Below are 19,980 nucleotides of genomic sequence, written 5' to 3'. Positions count from 1 at the left end.
GTACCCCCGTCGTAGCGTGCGGGGGTGAACCGGACGGATCGTCTCTATGCCCTGGTGGAGGAGCTGCGGGCGGTCTCGCCCCGGCCGCGCAGCGCCCGCTGGCTGGCCCACCGGTTCGAGGTGAGCACCCGCACCGTCGAACGTGACATCGTCGCCCTCCAGGAGTCCGGCGTGCCGATCTGGGCCGAGCCCGGTCGCACCGGCGGTTACGTGGTCGACCGGTCGCACACCCTGCCGCCGGTCAACCTGACCGCCACCGAGGCGGTGGCGATGGCGGTGGCCCTGCACCGGCTCGCCGGCACCCCGTTCGCCGTGGCCGGTGGCACGGCGCTGCGCAAACTGCTCGCGGTGCTGCCGGCCGCCGACGCCGCCGACGCGCGCCTGCTCGCCGGCCGGGTGCTGCTGGCCGGCACCGGGCCGACCACGTCCGTCCCGGCCGTCGTCGCCGACGCGGTCGCCGCCCGCCGGGTGCTACGCCTGCGGTACGCCGACCGCTACGACGTGCCCTCGTCGCGCGAGGTCGAGCCGCTGGGCTACCTCGGCAACGACCGGCACTGGTATCTGCTCGCCTGGTGCCGGCTGCGCGCCGGGCTGCGCTGCTTCCGTACCGACCGGATCGTCGGGGTCGAGGCGTTGTCGGAGCGGGTGACCCGGGAGTTCTCCCCGGCCGATCTGGACGTCCCCGCCGCGCGGGTGCGCCGGCTGACCCTGGTCTGACCCGGCATGCCGGCTGCCCGGGTCGGCCGGCGCGTGAGCCGCCCAGGCCGGCCGCGTTGGCCGCCCAGGCCGGTCGGTGCGGGGCTGTCCGGACGGATCGGTGCGGGGGCTGTCCGGAGGGATCGGTGTGCGTGGCCGGGTGGACCGGGCGGTAAACACCGACAGGACGGTGTCGCGGACACCCGGGAAGCTGGCTGCGAGCCCGCCGGCCGCCCGGTCGGCGGGGGAACAGGAGGCAACGCGTGACCAGCACACCCGTCACCTGGTTCGAGATCGGCACCGACCGGCCGGACGAGACGCAGAGCTTCTACGCGGAGCTGTTCGGCTGGACCTTCACCGAGGAGGGCACGGCCGAGGGCGGTTCCTACCGGACGACCCCAGCGGGGGAGTCGACCGGCATCGGCGGCGGCATCCGGGCTCTCGCCGAGGGCACACCCGGCTACGCGATCCTCTACGCCGAGGTGGCCGACGTGGCGCAGACCTGCAAGCGGATCGAGGCGGCGGGCGGCACGGTGCTGACCCCGCCCCGGACCACGCCGAGCGGCCTGACCCGCGCCGTGGTGCGTGACCCGGTGGGCACCCACCTCGGTCTCTTCTCCTCGGGCGACCGCGCCTGACGCCAGGGGGCCGACGTTGCGGTGTCCCAGTGCGTCGGACACCACAACGTCGGCCCTGTCGCGTCGATCTTCGGCCCGCCCGGGTCGGTCGGCCCGCAGCGGGTCACTTGTCGGGCGTACCCTCCGGGCCGCCGTGGTGGCCGCGACCGGCCGGACCCGGGAAGACCCCGGCCTCGACGGCCTTGGTGATCGCGTCGGCCTGCTCCTGGGTGAGCTTGCCGTCCTTGACCGCCTGGGCCAGCCGCTCGGCCAGCTTCTCCTGCCGGTCCTGCGGCGACGGGCGCTCCGGCCGGTCACCCTTGGGCCGGTGCTGCTCGCGCACCTTCTCCAGGGCGGCGGTCACCTTGTCGGTGTCCACCCCCAGTTCCTTGGCGAGCGCCTCGGCGAGCTCGTTCTTGCGGTCGGCGCGCTGCTGCTGGTCGGCACCCGGCTCGGCCTCGCTGCTGACGCCGGCGGTCGGGGTCGTCGACTCCTCGGCGAAGGCCACCGTCGGAGCGGCGATCCCCACCCCGAGCACGCCGGCGGCAGCGAGGCCGACCAGCAGCTGCTTCTTCGACATCGTGCGGGACATCAGTCCTCCATGGGTCGGTGGTGATGTTGACGTCACCGACAGTGACCACTGAACCTGGAAAACTCCCGTCCCGACCCTGTCCGCCAGCTGAAAGTTCCACCGCCTCGCCCCGGTGATCAAGAGGTTTCGGTCAGGAACGCGCTTTCCCGTGACGCAAACCTCTTGATCACCGAGGCAAGGCGAGGCGAGGCGAGGCGGGAGGAGGGCAGGGCGGGACGGAGCGGTGGGCGGGAGTAGGGGTGGGGTCAGCGGACGGCGGGGGTGGTGGTGAGGGTGCCGGCGGTGGCGTCGAGGGTGGCGGTGGTGCCGACCGGGACGGTGAGCTGGCCGGGGCCGTGGCCGATCGGCAGGCCGCCGAGGACCGGCACGCCGAGGTCGCCCAGCCGGTCGGTGAGCACGTCCACGACGGTCGTGTCCCAGCCGTCGGCGCAGTCGGTGAACTGGCCCACCGCCACCCCGGCCAGGCCGTCGAGCACCCCGGCGCGGCGCAGGTGGGTGAGCATCCGGTCGACCTTGTACGGCGGCTCCTGCACCTCCTCGACGAGCAGTACCGCCCCGGTCAGGTCCGGCATGTCCGGGGTGCCGAGGGTGGCGGTGATCAGGCAGAGGTTCCCGCCGAGCAGCCGGCCCACCGCCCGGCCGGGAACCCGCACCGGGTAGGTCTCCTCGGTAGGCACCGCCGCGACGGTCACCGGCGCGGTGGTCATCAGCGCGGCGTGCAGCGACTCCGCCGAGCGCAGCGGGGTCCGCTCGTCCACCCAGGCCGCCCCGGGGCCGTGCACGCCGGCCAACCGGGCACCCCGCCAGAGCGCGAACTGTAGGGCGGTGATGTCGGAGAACCCGGCCACCACCTTCGGGTCCCGCCGGACGGCGGCCATGTCGATCAGGTCGACCACCCGCTGTGCGCCGTACCCGCCCCGGGTGCAGATCACCCCGCGCACCTGCGGGTCGGCGAAGGCGGCGTTCAGGTCCGCGGCGCGCAGCGCGTCGTCACCGGCGAGGTAACCCCGCCTGGCGTACGCGTTCGGCGCCACCTGCGGGCACAGCCCCCAGCCGGTCAGCAGCTCGATGCCCCGGGCCACCCGCTCCGGCCGGGTCGGCCCGGACGGCGAGACCAGCAGCACCGTGTCGCCCTCGCGCAGCACGGGCGGGCGCAGGACGGACGGGTCGTCGGCGATCACAGCGGCCGAGCATAGCCGCCCCGCCGGGCGGACCGAGGCGTTCCCGGCGGCGGTCGACGCACCCGATAGCCTCGACGGCGTGGGAACCGCACTGGTGATCGAGAACGACCCGACCGACGACCCCCGACGGCTGGGGGAGTGGCTGGCGGAGGGGGGACTTGAGCTGCGGGTGCTGCGCCCGCACGCCGGCGACGAGATCCCCGACGACCTCACCGGGTACGTGGCGCTGGTGGTGCTCGGCGGTGACCAGCACGCCTACCCGGCCCCCGACGGCACCCCCGGCGCACCCTGGTTCCCGAAGCTCGAAGGGCTGCTGCGCAAGGCGGTCCGGCACCGGGTGCCGACCCTCGGCGTCTGCCTCGGCGCACAGCTGCTCGCCACCGCGCACGCCGGCCTGGTCGAGCGCAGCCCGTCCGGCCCCGAGGTGGGCCCGGGAGTGGTCGGCCGGCGCGACGCCGCCGAGAGCGACCTGCTGTTCCGGTACGTGCCGCTGATCCCGGACGTGCTCCAGTGGCACGCCGACGAGATCACCGAGCTGCCCCGGGCCGCCACCCTGCTGGCCGCCTCGACCCGCTACCCGCACCAGGCGTTCCGGCTCGGCGACCGGGCCTGGGGTCTCCAGTTCCACATCGAGTGCGACACCGCCATGATCGCCGAATGGGCGCACGGCTCCGCGCTGCTCGCCGAGCTGGGCTACGACGAGGACCTGGTGGTGGCCGCCTGCGGCCGGGTGATGGCCGACGTCGAGGAGGTGTGGCAGCCGTTCGCCGTCCGGTTCGCCGCCCTCGCCCTCGGTGAACTGGACGACGACACCCGCCGCAGCCTGCCCCTGCTCGGGCACTGAGATGAGCAGACCGACCAGGGGACGGTTGGCCCGCTACGGGTTCGCCGAGGGTGACGGTGGGGTCCGCGCCGCCGACCTGCTCGGGGCGGACGGCCTCGGGCTGTGGCAGGCCGACGAGCAGGAACCCGCCGACCGGTCGGCGGCCGACCTGCTGGCCGCGCTCTCCCGGGCCGCCGACCCGGATCTGGCGCTGCGCCAGCTGCACCGGATGGTGGAGACCGAACGCCGTACCGCCGACGACGGGGCGACCGGGTCGGAGCTACTGGCCGCGCTCGCCGCCGACCCGGGGCTGCGCCGCCGGCTGGTCGCCGTCCTCGGGGCCTCCTCCGCCCTGGGTGACCACCTGGTCGCCAACCCCGGACAGTGGACGGTACTCGGCACCGCCCCGGACGGGCTGGCCCCCACCGCCGACGGGCGGCTGGACCTGGCGCTCGCCGGCCGGCTGACCACCGCCACCGCGCCGGTGGCGGTGCTGCGGCAGGCGTACCGGCTGGCGCTGCTGCGGATCGCGGCGGCCGACCTGACCGGCGGACGCGGCCTGGAGCAGGTGATGTCGGCGCTGTCCGCACTGGCCGACGCCACCCTCGCGGCGGCGTACGAGATCGCGGTGGGCGAGCTGCCGGCGGGCACGCCCCGGCCCCGGCTGGCCGTGGTGGCGATGGGCAAGTGCGGGGGCGACGAGCTGAACTACGTCTCCGACGTCGACGTGATCTTCGTGGCCGCGACCGACGAGGACCTGCCCGCCGCGACCACCGTCGCCGCCCGGCTGATCCACGTCTGCGGGCTGGTCGCCTGGCCGGTGGACGCCGCGCTGCGCCCCGAGGGCAACCGGGGGCCGCTGGTGCGCACCCTGGCCAGCCACCTCGCCTACTACCAGCGGTGGGCCCGCACCTGGGAGTTCCAGGCGCTGCTCAAGGCCCGGCCGGCCGCCGGTGACCTGGCGCTGGCCGGCGAGTGGATCGACGCCCTCGCCCCGCTGGTCTGGCGGGCGTCCGAACGTCCCGAGGCGGTCTCCGACGTACGCGCCATGCGCCGCCGGATCATCGACAACATCCCGCCGAAGGAGCTGGACCGCGAGATCAAGCGGGGTCCGGGCGGGCTGCGGGACATCGAGTTCGCCGTCCAACTGCTGCAACTGGTGCACGGTCGGGGTGACGAGTCGCTGCGGGTGCCGGGCACCGTGCCGGCGCTGCGCGCGCTGGTGGCCGGTGGCTACGTCGGGCGGGCCGACGGCGAGGCGCTGCTGCGCGGGTACCGCTTCCTGCGCGGTGTCGAACATCGGCTCCAGCTCCAGGCGCTGCGGCGCACCCACACCGTGCCGACCGAGCCGGCCGCGCTGCGCTGGCTGGCCGCCGCGCTCGGCTACGCCGCCATCCCCGGCCGCAGCGCCGTGGAGAGCTTCCGGGCCGACTGGGTCGCCCACGCCACCGAGGTACGCCGGCTGCACGCCAAGCTGCTCTACCGGCCGCTGCTGGAGTCGGTGGCCCGGGTGCCCGCCGACGGTCTGCGGCTCACCCCGGAGGCGGCCCGGCACCGGCTGGAGGTCCTCGGCTTCGCCGACCCGGCCGGGGCGCTGCGGCACCTGCAGGCCCTCACCGGCGGGGTGAGCCGGACGGCGGCCATCCAGCGCACCCTGCTGCCGGTGCTGCTCAGCGAGTTCGCCGACGCGCCCGAACCGGACCGGGGGCTGCTCAACTACCGCCAGGTCTCCGACAAGCTCGGCAGCACCCCGTGGTATCTGCGGCTGCTGCGCGACTCCGGCCCGGTGGCCCGCCGGCTGGCCCGGGTGCTGTCTTCGTCCCGGTACGCGGCCGACCTGCTGGCCCGGGAACCGGAGGCGCTGCGGCTGCTGGCCGAGGAGCACGAACTGACCCCCCGGCCCCGGGAGGTGCTCTGCGACGGGTTCGCCGCCGCCGCGGCCCGGCACGCCGACCCGGTCGAGGCGACCCGGGCGGTACGCGCGCTGCGCCGCCGGGAACTCGTCCGGATCGCCTGCGCCGACGTGCTCAGCCGGGCCGGCGGGTTGGCCCCGCGACCCGAGCGCGGCGCACCTGCCGGCCCGCTGGCCGACGTCACCCGGGTCGGCACCGGCCTGTCGTACGTCACCGACGCCACCCTGTCCGCCGCGCTGCGCGCCGTCCGGGCCGCCCAGCCTGAGCTGCCCGGCCTGCGGTTCGCGGTGATCGGCCTCGGTCGTCTCGGCGGGTACGAGTCGAACTACCTCTCCGACGCCGACGTGCTCTTCGTCTACGACCCACCGGCCGGGACGGCGGAGAGCACGGCCAGCGCCGCCGCGCACGCGATCGCCGAGGAACTGCGCCGGCTGCTCGGTGCCCCCGCCCCCGACCCGGCGCTCGGCGTCGACGCCGACCTGCGTCCCGAGGGACGGCAGGGCCCGCTGGTGCGCAGCCTCGCCGCGTACGCCCAGTACTACGCCCGCTGGTCGCGGGTCTGGGAGGCGCAGGCGCTGCTGCGGGCCCGGTTCGTCTGCGGCGACGCCGACCTGGGCACCGAGTTCGAGCAGATGGTCGACCCGGTCCGTTACCCGGCCGACGGGTTGACCCGGGAACAGGTGGTCGAGATCCGCCGGATCAAGGCCCGGGTGGAGAACGAACGGCTGCCCCGGGGCGCCGATCCGGCCACCCACACGAAGCTCGGCCGGGGTGGCCTCGCCGACGTCGAGTGGGCGGTGCAACTGCTCCAGCTCCGGCACGCCGGGGCGTACCCGCAGCTGCGCGGCACGCGTACCCTCGACGCGCTCGCGGCGGCCCGGGACGCCAAGCTGGTCGACCCGGCGGACGCCGTCGCGATGACCGCCGGGTGGACCCTCGCCGCGCAGGTCCGCAACGCGTTGATGCTGGTCCGGGGGCGCGCCGGTGACCAGCTTCCCCGGCACGGGGTGGAGCTGGCCGGGGTGGTGCGGCTGCTCGGCGCGGACGACCCGGGTGAGTTCCTCGACGACTACCTGCGCACCGCCAGGCGTTCCCGGGCCGCGATGCAACGCGTCCTCGACGCCGGGGTCTGAGCCCCGGCGTCGGGGACGGGTACGCCGGGCCTACCGGCGGCGCACCAGCACCAGGTGGTCGACCAGGGTGCCGGTCTGGCCGTCGGGGCCGGTCGCCTGCCGCTGCGGCACGTCGAGCCGCTCGACGTGCCAGCCGTCCGGGTCGAGGTCGAGGACGGCCAGGGTCTCCTGCGGGGTGGGGAACCGGGTGTGGTGGTGCGCGGCGTTGCCCCACGGCGGCACCGCCCCGTGCTCGACCACCAGCAGCCGCCCGCCCGGGGCGACCGCCCGCGCCGCCGCCCGCAGCACCTCGGCCCGGGGAAACTCCAGCGGCGACTGGAGGAACTGCGCGGAGACCAGGTCGAACACGCCGGTCGGGAAGGTCCGGGCCAGGTCGTGCCGCTGGAAGTCGACCAGTGCCGCCATCCCGGCGGCAGCCACCGCGGCGGCCGACCGCTCCAGGGCGGCGGTGGAGACGTCGACGGCGGTCACCCGCCAGCCCTGCCGGGCCAACCACACCGTGTCGCCGCCCTCGCCGCAGCCCAGGTCCAACGCGGTGCCCGGCGGCAGCGCCCCGGCCACGTCGACCAGGTGCGGATTGGGCCGCCCGCTCCAGTACCGCTCCCGGCCCCGGTACAGCTCATCCCAGTGCCTGGCGGTCGCCTCGTCCACCGGGCCGGCCTGCCCCCCGTCCGGCCCGGCCTGCCCGGCCACGACCCCGGTCTGCGTGTGCGCCGCCCCGGCCTGCCCGGCGGCGGTACGTCGTGCGGCGACGGCCAGGTCGGTGTCCTCCGCGATCAGGTCGGCGTTGAGCGCGGCGGCGGCCTTCAGCCCCGCCGCCGCCGCGGCGATGACGGTGGCCTGCGGATCGGTGACGTTGCCGGCCACCCAGACCCCGGGCACCCCGGCCGCGCCGCTGGCGTCGGCGGCGATCCGGTCGCCGGCGGCGTGCCCGCCGACGACGAAGTCCTCCGGGGCCAACCCCAGCCCGGCGAGGAAGGCGGCCCGGACGCCGAACCGGGGCGCCACCACCAGCGCCTCCCGGGGGACCACCCGCCCGGACCGCAGCCGTACGCCGGTGAGCCGGTCGGCGGTGACCTCCAGCTCCGCCACCTCGCCGTCGACCACGGTGACGCCCCGGGCGGCCAGCCGCTCGGTCTCGTCGGCGGGCAACGGCCCGGCGGTGTGGGTGAAGACCACCACGTCGTCGGTGAGCTGCCGGAACAGCAGCGCCTGGTGGGCGGCCATCGGGCCGGTGGCGAGCACCCCGACGGCCTGGTCGCGCACCTCCCACCCGTGGCAGTACGGGCAGTGCAGCACGTCACGGCCCCACCGCCCGGCCAGCCCCGGCACGTCGGGCAGCTCGTCGACCAGGCCGGTGGTGACCAGCAACCGCCGGGCGTGCAGCACCCGGCCGTCGGCCAGCGTCACGGCGAACCGCGCCGGCCCGGCACTGTCGGCCGGGCTGCTCTCTCCTGCGCTGCTCTCTCCTGCGCTGCTCCCGCCTGCGCCACCGGTCGGGTTCGCACCGGTGGTCGCGGGTGCGCCGTCGAGCGGGTGGGCGGCGGTGACGGTGGCGTCGAGCAGGGTCACGCCGTACCGGGCCACCTCGGCCCGGCCCGTCGCGTACAGGCTGGCGGGTGGGACGCCCTCGTTGGTCAGGAAGTTGTGCACGTGGTCGGCCGGGGCGTTGCGCGGGGCGCCGCCGTCGACCACCACCACGTCGCGGCGGAACCGGCCCAGGGCGAGGGCACCGCTGAGCCCGGCCGCGCCGCCACCGACCACCACCACGTCGTGCACCACCGGGTACGTCATGACCACTGCCTCCCTCCGGGCGGGTCCGTCCCGCCGATGCCCCGGATCGTCCGCCCGGCTCACCGTACTGCCAAATTTCTTTGCCGGAATGGCAAACTGGTGCGGTGACCGACGATCACAGCGACCAGACGGCGGCATCCCGACGCGCCGGCCCAAGCCCGGTGCGCGACGGCTCCGGGCGGGCCGCAGCGGCGGGGCAGGGGCCCGGACCGGGGCAGTGGGTGGTGCCGGGCGATACCGGTGTCACCATCGAGGAGGAGGTGCTCACCACCGTCGGGCCGCGGCTGCGGGCGTTACGGCAGCAGCGTGGCGTGACGCTGAGTCAGCTCGGCGCGGCGACCGGGATCTCGGTCAGCACCCTGTCCCGGCTGGAGTCCGGCGGCCGGCGGCCCACCCTGGAACTCCTGCTCGCCCTGGCCCGCTTCCACCGGGTGCCGCTCGACGACCTCGTCGGCACGCCGATGACCAGGGATCCCCGGGTCCACCGCCGGCCGGTCGTCAGGCACGGCGTCACCATCGTGCCGTTGACCCGCCGCCCGGGTGGCGTCCAGGCGTACAAGATGATGTATCCGCCGCAGACGCCGGTGGGGGAGCCGGCCCCGCAGGTGCACGAGGGGTACGAGTGGCTCTACGTGCTCTCCGGCCGGATCCGGCTGCTGCTCGGCAGGCACGACCTCACCCTCGACGCCGGTGAGGTCGCCGAGTTCGACACCCGCACCCCGCACTGGTTCGGCAACCCGTTCGACGTGCCGGCCGAGATCCTCAGCCTTTTCGGCCCCCAGGGCGAACGCCTGCACGTCCGCGCCCGCCCCACCGCCCCCGCCCAGTCGAGTTGATCAAGAGGTTCGCGTCACCCTACCGCGAATCCGTGACGCCAACTTCTTGATCACGGGGCAACGGCGTGGTGATCAAGAGGTTGGCGTCGAAGATCCGGGCGGGGCTGACGCAAACCTCTTGATCGCCCGGCCCGGACGGGGTGGTCTGCGGTGATCAAGAGGTTTACGTCAGGAACGGCGACCAGGCTGACGCCAACCTCTTGATCGACACGAGCGGGCGCGAGCGGGCGCGAGGGCGGGCGGGGTGGGGGGCCGGCGGGTCAGGTGTGGAGGGTCCAGGTGCCGGCGTGGGGGACGGTGACCAGGGTCCAGGGGCCATCGGGGGTGACGGTGGCCCCGGGTGAGACGGTCAGCCAGGGGGAGTGGCGGACCCGGACCGGGACCTGGCCGGCGGCGGTGGTCCGGAACGTCAGCGTGGCGGCGTCCTGCCGGACCAGCACCCCGGGCCCGGCGACCAGGGGCATCGGGTCGGTCACCGCGTACAACCGCCAGTGCCGGTCCGACCAGACCTCGGTCAGGTACGGCAACCCCGCCCCGACCAGGTCCGCCTCGGCCCGGCCCACCCAGGACAGCGGCGCGTCGGCGACGGCGACGTACTGCACGGCGTACTCGTCCAGCCAGGCCCGGTAGCTGTCGGCGGTCAACGGCACACCGGTGCCGCGGGCCCCGGGGACGGTGGTGAAGAACAGCGGGTTGCGGCCGATGTCGACCTGACGCAGCCAACCCCGAGCCAGCGGCACCTCGCCGAGCTGTGCCGCCTCCCAGTAGTTGCGGGTCGGCGGCACCTCCACCCGCCCGGTGAGCCCGCGCCGGCCCAGCTCGGCGGCGAGCGGGGCGAAGTAGCTGCGATCGGCGGTCGGATCGTCGGCACTGCGGACGTCGGCGGGGACCACCGGGGGCAGCCACCAGCACACCGCCGCCAGCAGCACGGCCAACGCCACCGCGCCGGTCCCGACGGGCGGGCTGACCGGCGGGACCGGTCGGGTGGCCCCGCCGGACCCCGGGGCGGCCCGGCGCGGGAGTCGGGTGGTGAGCCAGGCGGGTGGCCGGGCGGCGGCGGCCAGCACCGGCAGCGCGAACATCGTCACCAGGCGGGTCGCGTTCAGCCCGACCGGGGTGTGCACCAGCGCCGCCGCCAGCACCCCGCCCGCCGACAGCAACGCCCCCACCCGCACCGGCCGGTACGCCACCACCGCCGCCACCAGCAGGCTGACCGTGACCGACCGGAGGGTGTCGGAGCCGCTGATGTTCATCCAGCCGCCCTCACCGAACAACAGCCCGGTGACCGCCAGCGGCACCGCCGCCGCGACCCCGAGCAGCAGGCCATCGGCCCATCGGCGGGTGACCAGCAGCGCCACCCCGACCAGGCCGACGAACAGACCCGCCACCGGGCTGCTCGCCGACGCCAGCGCCGCACCGGCCACCGCCAGGACCGGCCGGCCCCAGCCCCCGCCCCGTGTCCAGCGCCCGCCCCGGCGGTCCGCCCCGCCCGCGCTGCCCCGGCGGTCCGCCCCGGCCGCGCCGCCCCGCCCGTCCGCCCCGCCCGCGCCGCCCCGGCCGTCCGCCCGGCCCCGGGTGCCTGGCGCGAAACCCGGTCCGTCGGGGCCGTGCCGGTCGGCAGGCAGGGTAAGGGCGAGCAGGGCGACCAGCCCGAAAGCCACCCCGAGGGCGTAGGTGACCCGGCCGGAGACCAGGTTGCCGGTGATCGTCAGCACCCCGACCAGGCTGCCGAGCAGCGGCCGGGGCACCCGGGTACGCACCAGCAGGGCGGCGAACGCGGCGGCCGAGACGACCAACGCCAGTGCCCCCGTGGGACGTACCCCGAGGGTCGCCATCAGCGGCGGTGAGACCAGGCTGTAGCCGAGCGGCCGGATGCCGGCGTACCAGCGCAGGTCGACCAGGGCCCAGCCGTGCCCGGCGAAGAAGTCGGCGCGGGCCACCTGGGCCGACAGGTCCGACCCGAGCGGGGGCGACGCCAGCCACACCCCGGCGAGCACGACGGCGACCACGGTGGCCGACCCCACCACCCTGCTGCCCCGCATGCCCACCTCCGGTCCGCGCCCACGCTACTGGCAGCATGACGGACGTGCCTCACCACCTGTCCCGCTGGCTCGGTCTGTCCGGTTCGGTGCTGCTCGCCGTCGCCGCGTACCTCGGGGGTGCGCTGCCCGGGTCGGAGTTGCGACCCACCCCGGTCAGCATCTGGCAGAGCCGGCACGGGCCGCTGATCATCGTGCTCTGGCTGGTCGGCACCGGGCTGCTGGCCTGGGCGTGGTGGACGCTGCGCGACCGGGTGCCGTCGACCCGGTGGGCGCTGGTCACCGCCGGGCTGTGGGTGCTGCCGCTGCTGGTCGCGCCGCCGCTGGCCAGCCGCGACGTGTACGCGTACTCCTGCCAGGGCGCGAGTTACGCGGCCGGGATCAACCCGTACGAGCAGGGGGTGTCGGCGCTGCCCTGCCCGTGGATCGACACCATCTCCTACATCTGGCGGGACACCCCCGCCCCGTACGGGCCGCTGTTCGTGATGATCGCCGGGGCGGTGGTACGGCTCACCGGTGGTCTCGACCCGGACACCGCGCTGACCGTCAACATCGCCCTGTTCCGGCTGCTCGCCGTGGCCGGGGTGGCGCTGACCGCCGCCTGCCTGCCGACGCTGGCCCGGCGCTGCGGCGTACCGGCGCAGCGGGCGGTGTGGCTGGCGCTGGCCTCGCCGCTGGTCGGCGTACACCTGGTCTCGGGGGCGCACAACGACGCGCTGATGATCGGCCTGCTGGTCGCCGGCCTGGCCGTGGTGGCGGCCAACCCGGGCCGGCGCTGGCCGCTGCTGGCCGGCGGGGTGCTGCTCGGGCTGGCCGGCGCGGTGAAGGTGACCGCGCTGGTGGTGGTGCCGTTCGCGGTGCTGGCCGCGCTGGTCGGGCCGTACCGGATCAGGGCGCTGCTGCGCGAAGGCCTGCCGGTCGCCGGCGGCGCGCTGGTCGCGGTGGCCGGCGCGACCCTGGCGGCGGGACTGGACTTCGGATGGATCGCCGGCCTGGAACAGGGCGGTCTGGTGATCGCCTGGACCTCACCGCCGACCGCGGTCGGGCAGACCGCCGGCTACGTCGCGGCCCTGTTCGGCGCGGACGTCGACGCGCTGCCGGTGACCCGGACGATCGGCATGCTGGTGCTGGCGGTGCTGCTGGTCTGGCTGTGGTGGCGGGCCCGCACCCGCGACCCGCTGTGGCACGCCGGCCTGGCGCTGGCTGCGACGGTGGCCCTCGCGCCGCTGTTCCACCCCTGGTACTGGCTGTGGCCGATGGCCGTGCTCGCCGCGACGACCCACCGGTCGACCCGGTGGTTCGCGCTGGTGGCGTTGGTCTCGTCGTTCCTGGTGCTGCCGGACGGCACCGGGCTGCCCCGGTTCACCAAGATGCCCGGCGCCCCGCTGATGACGCTGTTGGTGATCGTGGTGGCTGTCCGGTTGGTACGGTCGGCTCGGGCGGGAAGGCGACCCGCCACCGTGGATGCGCCCGCCGACTGAGGAGAGGTGGCCGGTGACCGAGGCCGGCGCACCGACCGGGCGGGCCCGCGTGGCCCGCTACGTCGGGCTGACCGGAGCGGTGCTGCTCGCCGTGGCCGGCTGGCTGGGCGGGGTGCTGCCCGAGGTGCCGCCGACCGGCCCGTGGCGTGCGCCGCACGGTCCGGCCGCCGTGAGCTGCTGGCTGGCCGGCACGGCGCTGATGGTGGGGGCCTGGTGGGTGTTGCGCGCCGGTGCCCCGTCGACCCGGTGGGCGTACGTCACCGCCGGGCTGTGGTCGCTGCCGCTGCTGCTCACCCCGCCCCTGGCCAGCCGGGACGTCTACTCGTACGCCTGCCAGGGCTGGTCGTACGCGGCCGGGCACGATCCGTACCGGGTGGGGGTGGCGGCGGCCGGCTGCCCGTGGGTGGACGCGGTCGCGCCGATCTGGCGGGACACCCCGGCCCCGTACGGCCCGGTCTTCGTCCTGTTGGCCGCCCTGGCTGCCGGAGCCGGCGGTTCCCTGCTCGGCACCCTGCTGGTGCTGCGGCTGTACGCGGTGGCCGGGGTGCTGCTGGTGGCGCTGTGCCTGCCCGGCCTGGCCCGTGCCGCCGGGGTGCCGACCCGCCGGGCGGCCTGGCTGGGGCTGGCCTCGCCGCTGGTCGGGGTGCACCTGGTGGCCGGCGCGCACAACGACGCGGTGCTGCTCGGCCTGCTCGCGCTGGGTCTGCTGGTGCTGGTGCGGTCGCCGGGCCGGACCCGGGGGCTGCTCGTCGCCGGGGTGCTGTTCGGGCTGGCGGTGGCGGTGAAGGCGACCGCGCTGGTGGTGCTGCCGTTCGCGGCGTTGACGGCGGTGCACGGCCGCTACACCCTGCGGGCCCTGCTGCGCGACGGCGGCCGGCTCGCCGGGGCGGTCCTGGCCACCCTGGCGGCGGTGTCGGCGCTGTCCGGCCTGGGGTTGGGCTGGGTGGCCGGGCTGGCCCGCAGCGGGGACTCGCAGCAGTGGACGTCACCACCGACGGCGGTCGGCTTCGTCGTCGACTACGTCGGCGAGTTGGCCGGTCGGCGGCCGGACGCGGTGCCGGTGACCCGGGCGGTGGGCCTGGTGGCGCTGGTGGCGCTGCTGGTGGTGTTGTGGTGGCGGGCGTGGACGGCGCTGCGCCGGCTCAACGACGTCCGGCAGCGGGTGCACCGGCTTGCGGCGGCCCGGCCCCGGGTCACCCTGGGTGCGGCGGGCGCGGCGCTGGCCGCGACGGTGCTGCTCGCCCCGGTCCTGCACCCGTGGTACGTGACCGGGCCGCTGCTGCTGCTCGCGGTGGCGGCGACCCGGACCACCTGGTTCGTGACGGCGGCGGCGGTGGCGGCCTTCCTCACCCTGCCCGACGGCACCTCGGTCGCCCGCTACACGAAGGCACCCGGGGCGATCGCGATGACCGTCCTGGTACTCGCGGGCGCGCTCGGGGCGCTGCGCCGGTACCCGACCCGCCGTGACCTGCCTGACCCGCCCTGACGGGCCGGGGTGCGGGGTGGGCGCGGGCTGCCCGGATGGGCGGTTTCGAGTAGGGTGACGGCAACGTCGCGTGCCGGTGGCAGACCGTGTCAGGCATGGAGGCGTCGAACCATCGAAGGAGCCGACGTGATGCCGTCGTTCCCTTCGCCCTCGCGTGTCTGAGGGCGAGCAGACCAGGCTGATCGCCTGGAGTCAGGAAATGCGCACCGTCCACCATCGCCTGCGCGAGGCCCTACGGGTGACCCGGGACGCGCTGCGGGACGGCGCGGACGCCGAGCCGGCGACCCGGGATCTGCTGGTGTTCTGCCACGGGTTCTGTGCCGCGCTGACCGGCCACCACGAGGGCGAGGACGAGCTGCTGTTCCCTGCTGTCGCGGCGGCGTACCCCGAGCTGGGCGACACCCTGCGGCACCTGAGACAGGACCACTCGATGATCGGGCATCTGCTCTCCGGCCTGCGGGCCGCCGTGGAGCGGGCCGCCACCCCCGCCGAGATCGGCCGACATCTGGAGGGGGTGGCCGCGATCATGGAGAGCCACTTCCGGTACGAGGAGCGGCAGCTCCTGTCGGTGCTGGAGACGCTCGCCCTGGACGCGGACCCACACGTGGTCTTCGGACCGCTGTGAACGCGTCACACCCGCAGGCCGGTCGACACGTCCGCACCACCACACGGAGCAGGCCCCCGGAGATCCGGGGGCCTGCTCCGTGTGCGTGACCGCTCAGCAGTCGAAGTACATCGCGAACTCGTGCGGGGTCGGGCGCAGACGCACCGGGTCGACCTCGTTGGCCCGCTTCCACCCGATCCAGGTGGAGATCAGGTCGGGGGTGAAGACACCGCCGTCGAGCAGGTAGTCGTGGTCGGCCTCCAGGGCGTCGAGCACCTCCGGCAGCGAGCCCGGCACCTGCTTGACGTCGCCCCACTCCTCCGGCGGGAGGTCGTAGAGGTCCTTGTCGATCGGGGCCGGCGGCTCCATCTTGCTCTTGATGCCGTCCAGGCCGGCCATCATCATCGCCGAGAAGGCGAGGTACGGGTTGCTGGACGGGTCCGGCACCCGGAACTCGACCCGCTTGGCCTTGGCGTTGCTGCCGGTGACCGGGATGCGGGTGCAGGCGGAGCGGTTGCGCTGCGAGTAGACCAGGTTGACCGGGGCCTCGTAGCCGGGCACCAGCCGACGGTACGAGTTGACCGTCGGGTTGGTGAACGCCAGCAGCGACGGGGCGTGGTGCAGCAGGCCACCGATGTACCAGCGGGCGGTGTCCGACAGGCCGGCGTAGCCGGTCTCGTCGTAGAACAGCGGCTCGCCGTTGAGCCAGAGGCTCTGGTGGGTGTGCATGCCGGAGCCGTTGTCGCCGAAGAGCGGCTTGGGCATGAAGGTGGCCGTCTTGCCGTTGGCCCAGGCCTCGTTCTTCACGATGTACTTGAAGAGCTGGAGCTGGTCACCGGCGTGCAGCAGGGTGGAGAACTTGTAGTTGATCTCCGACTGGCCGGCGGTGCCGACCTCGTGGTGCGAACGCTCCACGGTGAAACCGCCGTCGACCAGCCGCCGCACGATCGAGTCGCGCAGGTCGGCGTAGTGGTCCACCGGCGGCACCGGGAAGTAGCCGCCCTTGTACGCGGTCTTGTAGCCGCGGTTGCCGCCGGCCTCCTCACGCCCCGTGTTCCACGCGCCCTCGACCGAGTCGATGTAGTAGAACGACTGGTGCGCCGAGGTCTCGTGGCGGATCGAGTCGAAGATGTAGAACTCCGCCTCGGCGCCGAAGTACGCGGTGTCGGCGATGCCGCTGGCGGCGAGGTAGGCCTCGGCCTTCTTGGCCACGTTGCGCGGGTCCCGGGAGTACGCCTCACGGGTGAACGGGTCGTGGATGAAGAAGTTGAGCGCGAGGGTCTTCTGCGCGCGGAACGGGTCGATGAAGGCGGTCGCGACGTCCGGGAGCAGGAGCATGTCCGACTCGTGGATCGCCTGGAAACCGCGGATCGACGAACCGTCGAACGCGAGACCGTCGGTGAAGACGCTGTCGTCGAAGGACTCCACCGGCAGGTTGAAGTGCTGCATCACGCCGGGCAGGTCACAAAAACGTACGTCGACGAACTTTACGTCCTCGTTCTTGAGGTATCGCAGGAGTTCCTCGGGATTGGCAAACACACGTCCTCCTGGCACGTCCACTCCGGTGGCTGGGCTCTGGCGACGCTATGACCATGGGGTTGCTCGCCCGTGTCTCCAATGTTTCTGCCGTGTTACGCCGCTAGCGGAGCGTCATCTGCGCCGCTCAGTACCCGCCGGGTTGTCCGTTCGGACGATACCGGCTGAAGCGCTGTATCGCTGTTCAGGATGAAAAGACCGAATTTGCACAGACTGCGGGAACGCCCCCGGAGTCCACCTGCTGGTCGTCCCGGGGCCATCCTGGAGCGGTTCCGGAGCGCCCGCCGCCCGACGACGGGCTGCGGGGCGGCCCCGGGCCGGCGCTGACTACCCTGGACCACCGTGACGAGTCCGCCCGCTGCGGCACCGGTGCCGCCCGCCACCGACCCCACCTTCGACCCGCCCGGCCTCGGCCGACGGTTCGGTGCCCTGGTGATCGACTGGGTGCTCTGCCTGCTGGTGTCGAACTTCTTCGCCGACCCGGTCCGTGACGGCTGGTCCCCGGTGCTGGTGCTCATCGTCGAGTACGGCTTCTTCCTCGGCCTCTTCGCCCAGACCCCCGGCATGTGGATCACCAGGCTGCGCTGCCTCGACTGGTCCGACGGCGGGCGGCTCGGGATCCCCCGGGCGCTCCTGCGCGGCCTGTTCCTGGCCCTGGTGGTACCGCCCCTGATCATGGACGCTCAGCGTCGTGGCCTGCACGACCGGCTCACCGGCGCGGTCATCGCCGACGCTCCCCGCCCCGCCCGCTGAACCAGCACCACCCCGCTGGCCCCGGACCCGACGCGAGCCGGACCCGACGGACGGGCCCGGCTCGCGGAGGCGTACCGGATGGGGGTTCAGCGGCCCCGGGTCTGGCGGAACGCGCGGCCCGGCGGCCGCATGTTCTTGGGAATCGCGCCCTTGGGCATCTGCGGCCGGGCGGTGAGCGCCTTGAGCCGCTTGTCGAGCGAGTTGACGTCCTTGCCGTTGAGGGTGCGCGGCAGCCGCATCAGGGTCATCCGCAGCTTGCGGATCGGCAGTTCGCCCTCGCCCTGGCCGATCACGTAGTCGTGCAGCGGCGCCGAGCCGATGACCTTGGCCAGCCGGCGCTTCTCCTGGCCCAGCAGGCCCCGGACCCGCTGCGGGTGCCCCTCGGCCAGCAGGATCACCCCGGGCCGGCCGATCACCAGGTGCACCATGTCCATCTGGGTGGTGGAGCTGACCGCCGGGGTGACCCGCCAGTCACCACGCATGCTCTCCATGATCTGCGCCGCCGCGCCGGGCTGCCCCTCGGCCGCGTTCATCATCGCCTTGTTGGACCGCAGGTTGAGCACGACCAGCAGCGCGAGCAGGGCGAACAGGATGCCGATCGGCAACCAGAGCCAGCCCCAGAGGATCACCGCGACCACGGTCAGCGCGAGCGGGATCAGCACCGCCCCGGCGGCCAGCGGCGCGAACCACCTGTCCTGCTTGGCGGTGAACCGGAACACCATCCCGATCTGCTTCAGCCGTTGGCCGAACGACACCTTCTCCTGGGGCTTTGCCATGCCGCCGAGTCTAGTGGTCGCCGCCAGGACGGATGATCCCCGGCCGGTGCTCGGCCGGGGCCCGACCGTGCCGGCGGTCAGCCGGCGGGCGAACGGTCCCCGACCGGCGCGGTACGGGGCCGGGGCACCACCGGCGCGGCGCGGCCGGTGCCGCCCTCGCCACGAGCGGCGTCGGCGCTGCCGCCGCCCTCCTCGTGGTAGTCCTCCTCGACGTTGACCGCCCAGACGTCGTGGTCGGTGCCGTCCAGGATGTTCTCGGCGGCCAGCATCGCGGTGAGCATGGAGTGGTCCTGGTTGTTGTACCGGTGCATGCCGTTGCGACCCACCGGGTGCACGTTCGGCACCGCCTCGGCCAGCCAGCGGCGGATCACCTCGACGGCCTCGGCGTACCCCTCGTCGTAGACCGGGTAGGCCTTCGGCATCCGCACCACGTACCCGGTGGTGACCGAGCCGGGGCGGACCAGGCCGAGCCGCTCCAGCTCGGCGGTGCCGAAGGCGACCAGCTCCGGGTCGGGGGTCGACCACAGCTCGTCGCCCTCGTTGACGAAGTACTCCAGGCCCAGGCAGGTGCCGCCGGCCCGGACCATCTCCGGCGACCAGGCGCCGTAGTTCTGGATCCGCCCGACCTGCACCCCGGGGGTGTGCACGTAGATCCAGTTGTCGGGGAACCCGGCCTCGGCCGGCACCACCAGCGCCACGGTCAGGAAGTCCCGGTGCCGCAGCGCGTCGGCGGCCTCGCGGACCTCGGTCGGCGCGGGCGGGTCCATCGCCCGGACCAGGGCCGAGATCGGCATGCTGGAGACCACGTGGTCGGCGGCGATCCGCCGCTGGCCGGACGGGCCGTCAACGGTCACCGCGACCGCCCGGCCCTCCTCGCGGTGCACGGTGTGCACGGCCGTCTCCAGCTCGACCGTCCCGCCGCCCTTGACCACCAGTTCGGCGCAGCGTTCCCACATCATCCCCGGGCCGAGCCGGGGGTAGCGGAACTCCTCGATCAGGCTGGTCACCTCGGTGCCGCCGCGTTGGGGCAGCAGCGCGCCCCGGATCGCCGCGCCGAGGGAGAGGTTGCGGATGCGCTGGGCCGCCCAGTCCGCCTGCAGCTCCGTCGCGGGGATGCCCCAGACCTTCTCGGTGTACGTCTTGAAGAACATCCGGTACAGCCGGGCCCCGAACCGGGCCGACACCCAGCCCTCGAAGTGGCTCTGGTCGGCCGGCGGACGCACCCGCGCCCACAGGTACGACCCGACGCACCGGCACGCCTCCCACACGCCCAGGTTGCGCAGCGCGTTGCCGGCCCGCAGCGGGTAGTCGAAGAGCCGCCCCTGGTAGTGGATGCGGCTCATCCGGGGGCGCAGCAGGAAGTCGTCGTCGGAGAGCAGCTCGTGCCAGAACGCCTCGACCCGGGACACCTTGGTGAAGAACCGGTGCCCGCCGATGTCGAACCGCCAGCCCTCCCGCTCCACGGTGCGGCTGATCCCGCCCACCACGTCGTCGGCCTCCACCACGTCGACCGGGGCGTGTCGCCGGGTCAACTCGTACGCGGCTGTGAGGCCGGCAGGGCCGGCGCCGATGACAACCGTGTGCGGCTGCGCCATCAAAGACACCACCATCGATGAGTTGCGGGTCAGGGCTGGCGGAATCTAACACGATCCCGCCGTGCCCGGACAGCGTCGCCGAATCGACGCCGAGCTGCGGCCCGACACCTCTTGCGGGTGCCGCC

The 19,980-nt window shown here is 74.5% G+C and carries 15 protein-coding genes and 3 pseudogenes; 9 read left to right on the top strand and 9 right to left on the bottom strand.

Annotation, left to right across the window (positions count from 1 at the left end; genetic code table 11):
- Positions 1–24 precede the first annotated feature (24 nt).
- Together JQN84_RS17395 and JQN84_RS17390 are read left to right on the top strand one after the other, a co-directional pair.
- Positions 25–717, top strand: a complete 693-nt coding sequence (locus tag JQN84_RS17395) for a helix-turn-helix transcriptional regulator (RefSeq protein WP_204959394.1) — start codon at positions 25–27, stop codon at positions 715–717.
- Positions 718–959: 242 nt separating this feature from the next.
- Entirely contained in the window at positions 960–1,334 is a 375-nt protein-coding gene (locus JQN84_RS17390) for a VOC family protein (RefSeq protein ID WP_204959393.1), read from the top strand.
- A 103-nt stretch (positions 1,335–1,437) separates the two neighbouring features.
- Here the strand turns inward: JQN84_RS17390 and JQN84_RS17385 are convergent, their stop codons facing one another.
- Both JQN84_RS17385 and JQN84_RS17380 read right to left on the bottom strand, forming a co-directional pair.
- Entirely contained in the window at positions 1,438–1,905 is a 468-nt protein-coding gene (locus JQN84_RS17385) for a hypothetical protein (protein ID WP_204959392.1), read from the bottom strand.
- 245 nt (positions 1,906–2,150) lie between these two features.
- Positions 2,151–3,086 carry a S66 peptidase family protein gene (locus JQN84_RS17380; protein ID WP_204959391.1) on the bottom strand — a complete coding sequence of 312 codons (936 nt, stop codon included), beginning with the start codon at positions 3,084–3,086 and terminating at the stop codon, positions 2,151–2,153.
- A 79-nt stretch (positions 3,087–3,165) separates the two neighbouring features.
- Here JQN84_RS17380 and JQN84_RS17375 point away from each other — a divergent pair, with 79 nt between their 5' ends.
- On the top strand, positions 3,166–3,930 hold the full coding sequence (locus JQN84_RS17375; RefSeq protein ID WP_204959390.1) for a type 1 glutamine amidotransferase: 765 nt from the start codon (positions 3,166–3,168) through the stop codon (positions 3,928–3,930).
- A 1-nt stretch (position 3,931) separates the two neighbouring features.
- Positions 3,932–6,955, top strand: coding sequence for a bifunctional [glutamine synthetase] adenylyltransferase/[glutamine synthetase]-adenylyl-L-tyrosine phosphorylase (locus JQN84_RS17370; protein ID WP_204959389.1), 3,024 nt, complete (start codon positions 3,932–3,934; stop codon positions 6,953–6,955).
- Between the two features lie 30 nt (positions 6,956–6,985).
- On the opposite strand, the gene JQN84_RS32670 is transcribed toward JQN84_RS17370, so the two are convergent.
- Positions 6,986–7,606: a class I SAM-dependent methyltransferase gene (locus JQN84_RS32670; RefSeq protein WP_204959652.1), complete on the bottom strand. Its 621-nt coding sequence runs from the start codon at positions 7,604–7,606 to the stop codon at positions 6,986–6,988.
- Positions 7,607–7,636: 30 nt separating this feature from the next.
- Positions 7,637–8,749 (bottom strand): annotated as a pseudogene (locus JQN84_RS32665) (NAD(P)/FAD-dependent oxidoreductase); the annotation flags it as partial.
- A gap of 248 nt (positions 8,750–8,997) precedes the next feature.
- Between JQN84_RS32665 and JQN84_RS17355 the strand changes: the two are divergent.
- On the top strand, positions 8,998–9,585 hold the full coding sequence (locus tag JQN84_RS17355; RefSeq protein ID WP_204959651.1) for a helix-turn-helix domain-containing protein: 588 nt from the start codon (positions 8,998–9,000) through the stop codon (positions 9,583–9,585).
- Positions 9,586–9,845: 260 nt separating this feature from the next.
- On the opposite strand, the pseudogene JQN84_RS17350 reads toward JQN84_RS17355, so the two are convergent.
- Together JQN84_RS17350 and JQN84_RS32590 are read right to left on the bottom strand one after the other, a co-directional pair.
- Positions 9,846–11,024, bottom strand: a pseudogene (locus tag JQN84_RS17350) (hypothetical protein); the annotation flags it as partial.
- A 168-nt stretch (positions 11,025–11,192) separates the two neighbouring features.
- Positions 11,193–11,627, bottom strand: a pseudogene (locus tag JQN84_RS32590) (hypothetical protein); the annotation flags it as partial.
- A 44-nt stretch (positions 11,628–11,671) separates the two neighbouring features.
- Here JQN84_RS32590 and mptB (JQN84_RS17345) point away from each other — a divergent pair.
- The 3 genes from mptB (JQN84_RS17345) (at position 11,672) to JQN84_RS17335 (ending at position 15,216) form a co-directional block, all read left to right on the top strand.
- Entirely contained in the window at positions 11,672–13,105 is a 1,434-nt protein-coding gene (mptB, locus tag JQN84_RS17345) for a polyprenol phosphomannose-dependent alpha 1,6 mannosyltransferase MptB (RefSeq protein ID WP_204959650.1), read from the top strand.
- Entirely contained in the window at positions 13,089–14,591 is a 1,503-nt protein-coding gene (gene mptB, locus JQN84_RS17340) for a polyprenol phosphomannose-dependent alpha 1,6 mannosyltransferase MptB (protein ID WP_204959387.1), read from the top strand. The genes mptB (JQN84_RS17345) and mptB (JQN84_RS17340) overlap by 17 nt, the downstream gene beginning before the upstream one ends.
- Positions 14,592–14,745: 154 nt before the next feature.
- Positions 14,746–15,216, top strand: a complete 471-nt coding sequence (locus JQN84_RS17335) for a hemerythrin domain-containing protein (RefSeq protein WP_204959386.1) — start codon at positions 14,746–14,748, stop codon at positions 15,214–15,216.
- A gap of 93 nt (positions 15,217–15,309) precedes the next feature.
- Here the strand turns inward: JQN84_RS17335 and glnA are convergent, their stop codons facing one another.
- Positions 15,310–16,734, bottom strand: a complete 1,425-nt coding sequence (gene glnA / locus JQN84_RS17330) for a type I glutamate--ammonia ligase (protein WP_088644628.1) — start codon at positions 16,732–16,734, stop codon at positions 15,310–15,312.
- Between the two features lie 339 nt (positions 16,735–17,073).
- On the opposite strand from glnA, the gene JQN84_RS17325 reads away from it, so the two are divergent.
- Complete coding sequence (locus JQN84_RS17325) at positions 17,074–17,484, top strand: RDD family protein (protein WP_372445989.1); 411 nt, start codon at positions 17,074–17,076, stop codon at positions 17,482–17,484.
- 86 nt (positions 17,485–17,570) lie between these two features.
- Here the strand turns inward: JQN84_RS17325 and JQN84_RS17320 are convergent, their stop codons facing one another.
- Both JQN84_RS17320 and JQN84_RS17315 read right to left on the bottom strand, forming a co-directional pair.
- The gene (locus JQN84_RS17320) at positions 17,571–18,260 is read right to left on the bottom strand and encodes a DUF4191 domain-containing protein (RefSeq protein WP_204959385.1); all 690 of its coding nucleotides are present in this window, start codon (positions 18,258–18,260) and stop codon (positions 17,571–17,573) included.
- Between the two features lie 77 nt (positions 18,261–18,337).
- On the bottom strand, positions 18,338–19,855 hold the full coding sequence (locus JQN84_RS17315; RefSeq protein ID WP_204959384.1) for an NAD(P)/FAD-dependent oxidoreductase: 1,518 nt from the start codon (positions 19,853–19,855) through the stop codon (positions 18,338–18,340).
- Positions 19,856–19,980: the final 125 nt, after the last annotated feature.

The sequence above is a fragment of the Micromonospora humidisoli genome, from assembly GCF_016900955.1.
Taxonomy (GTDB): domain Bacteria; phylum Actinomycetota; class Actinomycetes; order Mycobacteriales; family Micromonosporaceae; genus Micromonospora; species Micromonospora wenchangensis.
The sequence above is the reverse complement of the archived record's forward strand: the minus strand, read 5'-3'. Positions and strand labels throughout refer to the sequence as shown.

Excerpts from the sequence above, each read along its gene's own strand:
- mptB (WP_204959387.1), top strand. The coding sequence starts at position 13,089 with ATGCGCCCGCCGACTGAGGAGAGGTGGCCGGTGACCGAGGCCGGCGCA.
- JQN84_RS17385 (WP_204959392.1), bottom strand. The coding sequence starts at position 1,905 with ATGTCCCGCACGATGTCGAAGAAGCAGCTGCTGGTCGGCCTCGCTGCC.
- JQN84_RS17320 (WP_204959385.1), bottom strand. The coding sequence starts at position 18,260 with ATGGCAAAGCCCCAGGAGAAGGTGTCGTTCGGCCAACGGCTGAAGCAG.
- JQN84_RS17315 (WP_204959384.1), bottom strand. The coding sequence starts at position 19,855 with ATGGCGCAGCCGCACACGGTTGTCATCGGCGCCGGCCCTGCCGGCCTC.
- JQN84_RS17370 (WP_204959389.1), top strand. The coding sequence starts at position 3,932 with ATGAGCAGACCGACCAGGGGACGGTTGGCCCGCTACGGGTTCGCCGAG.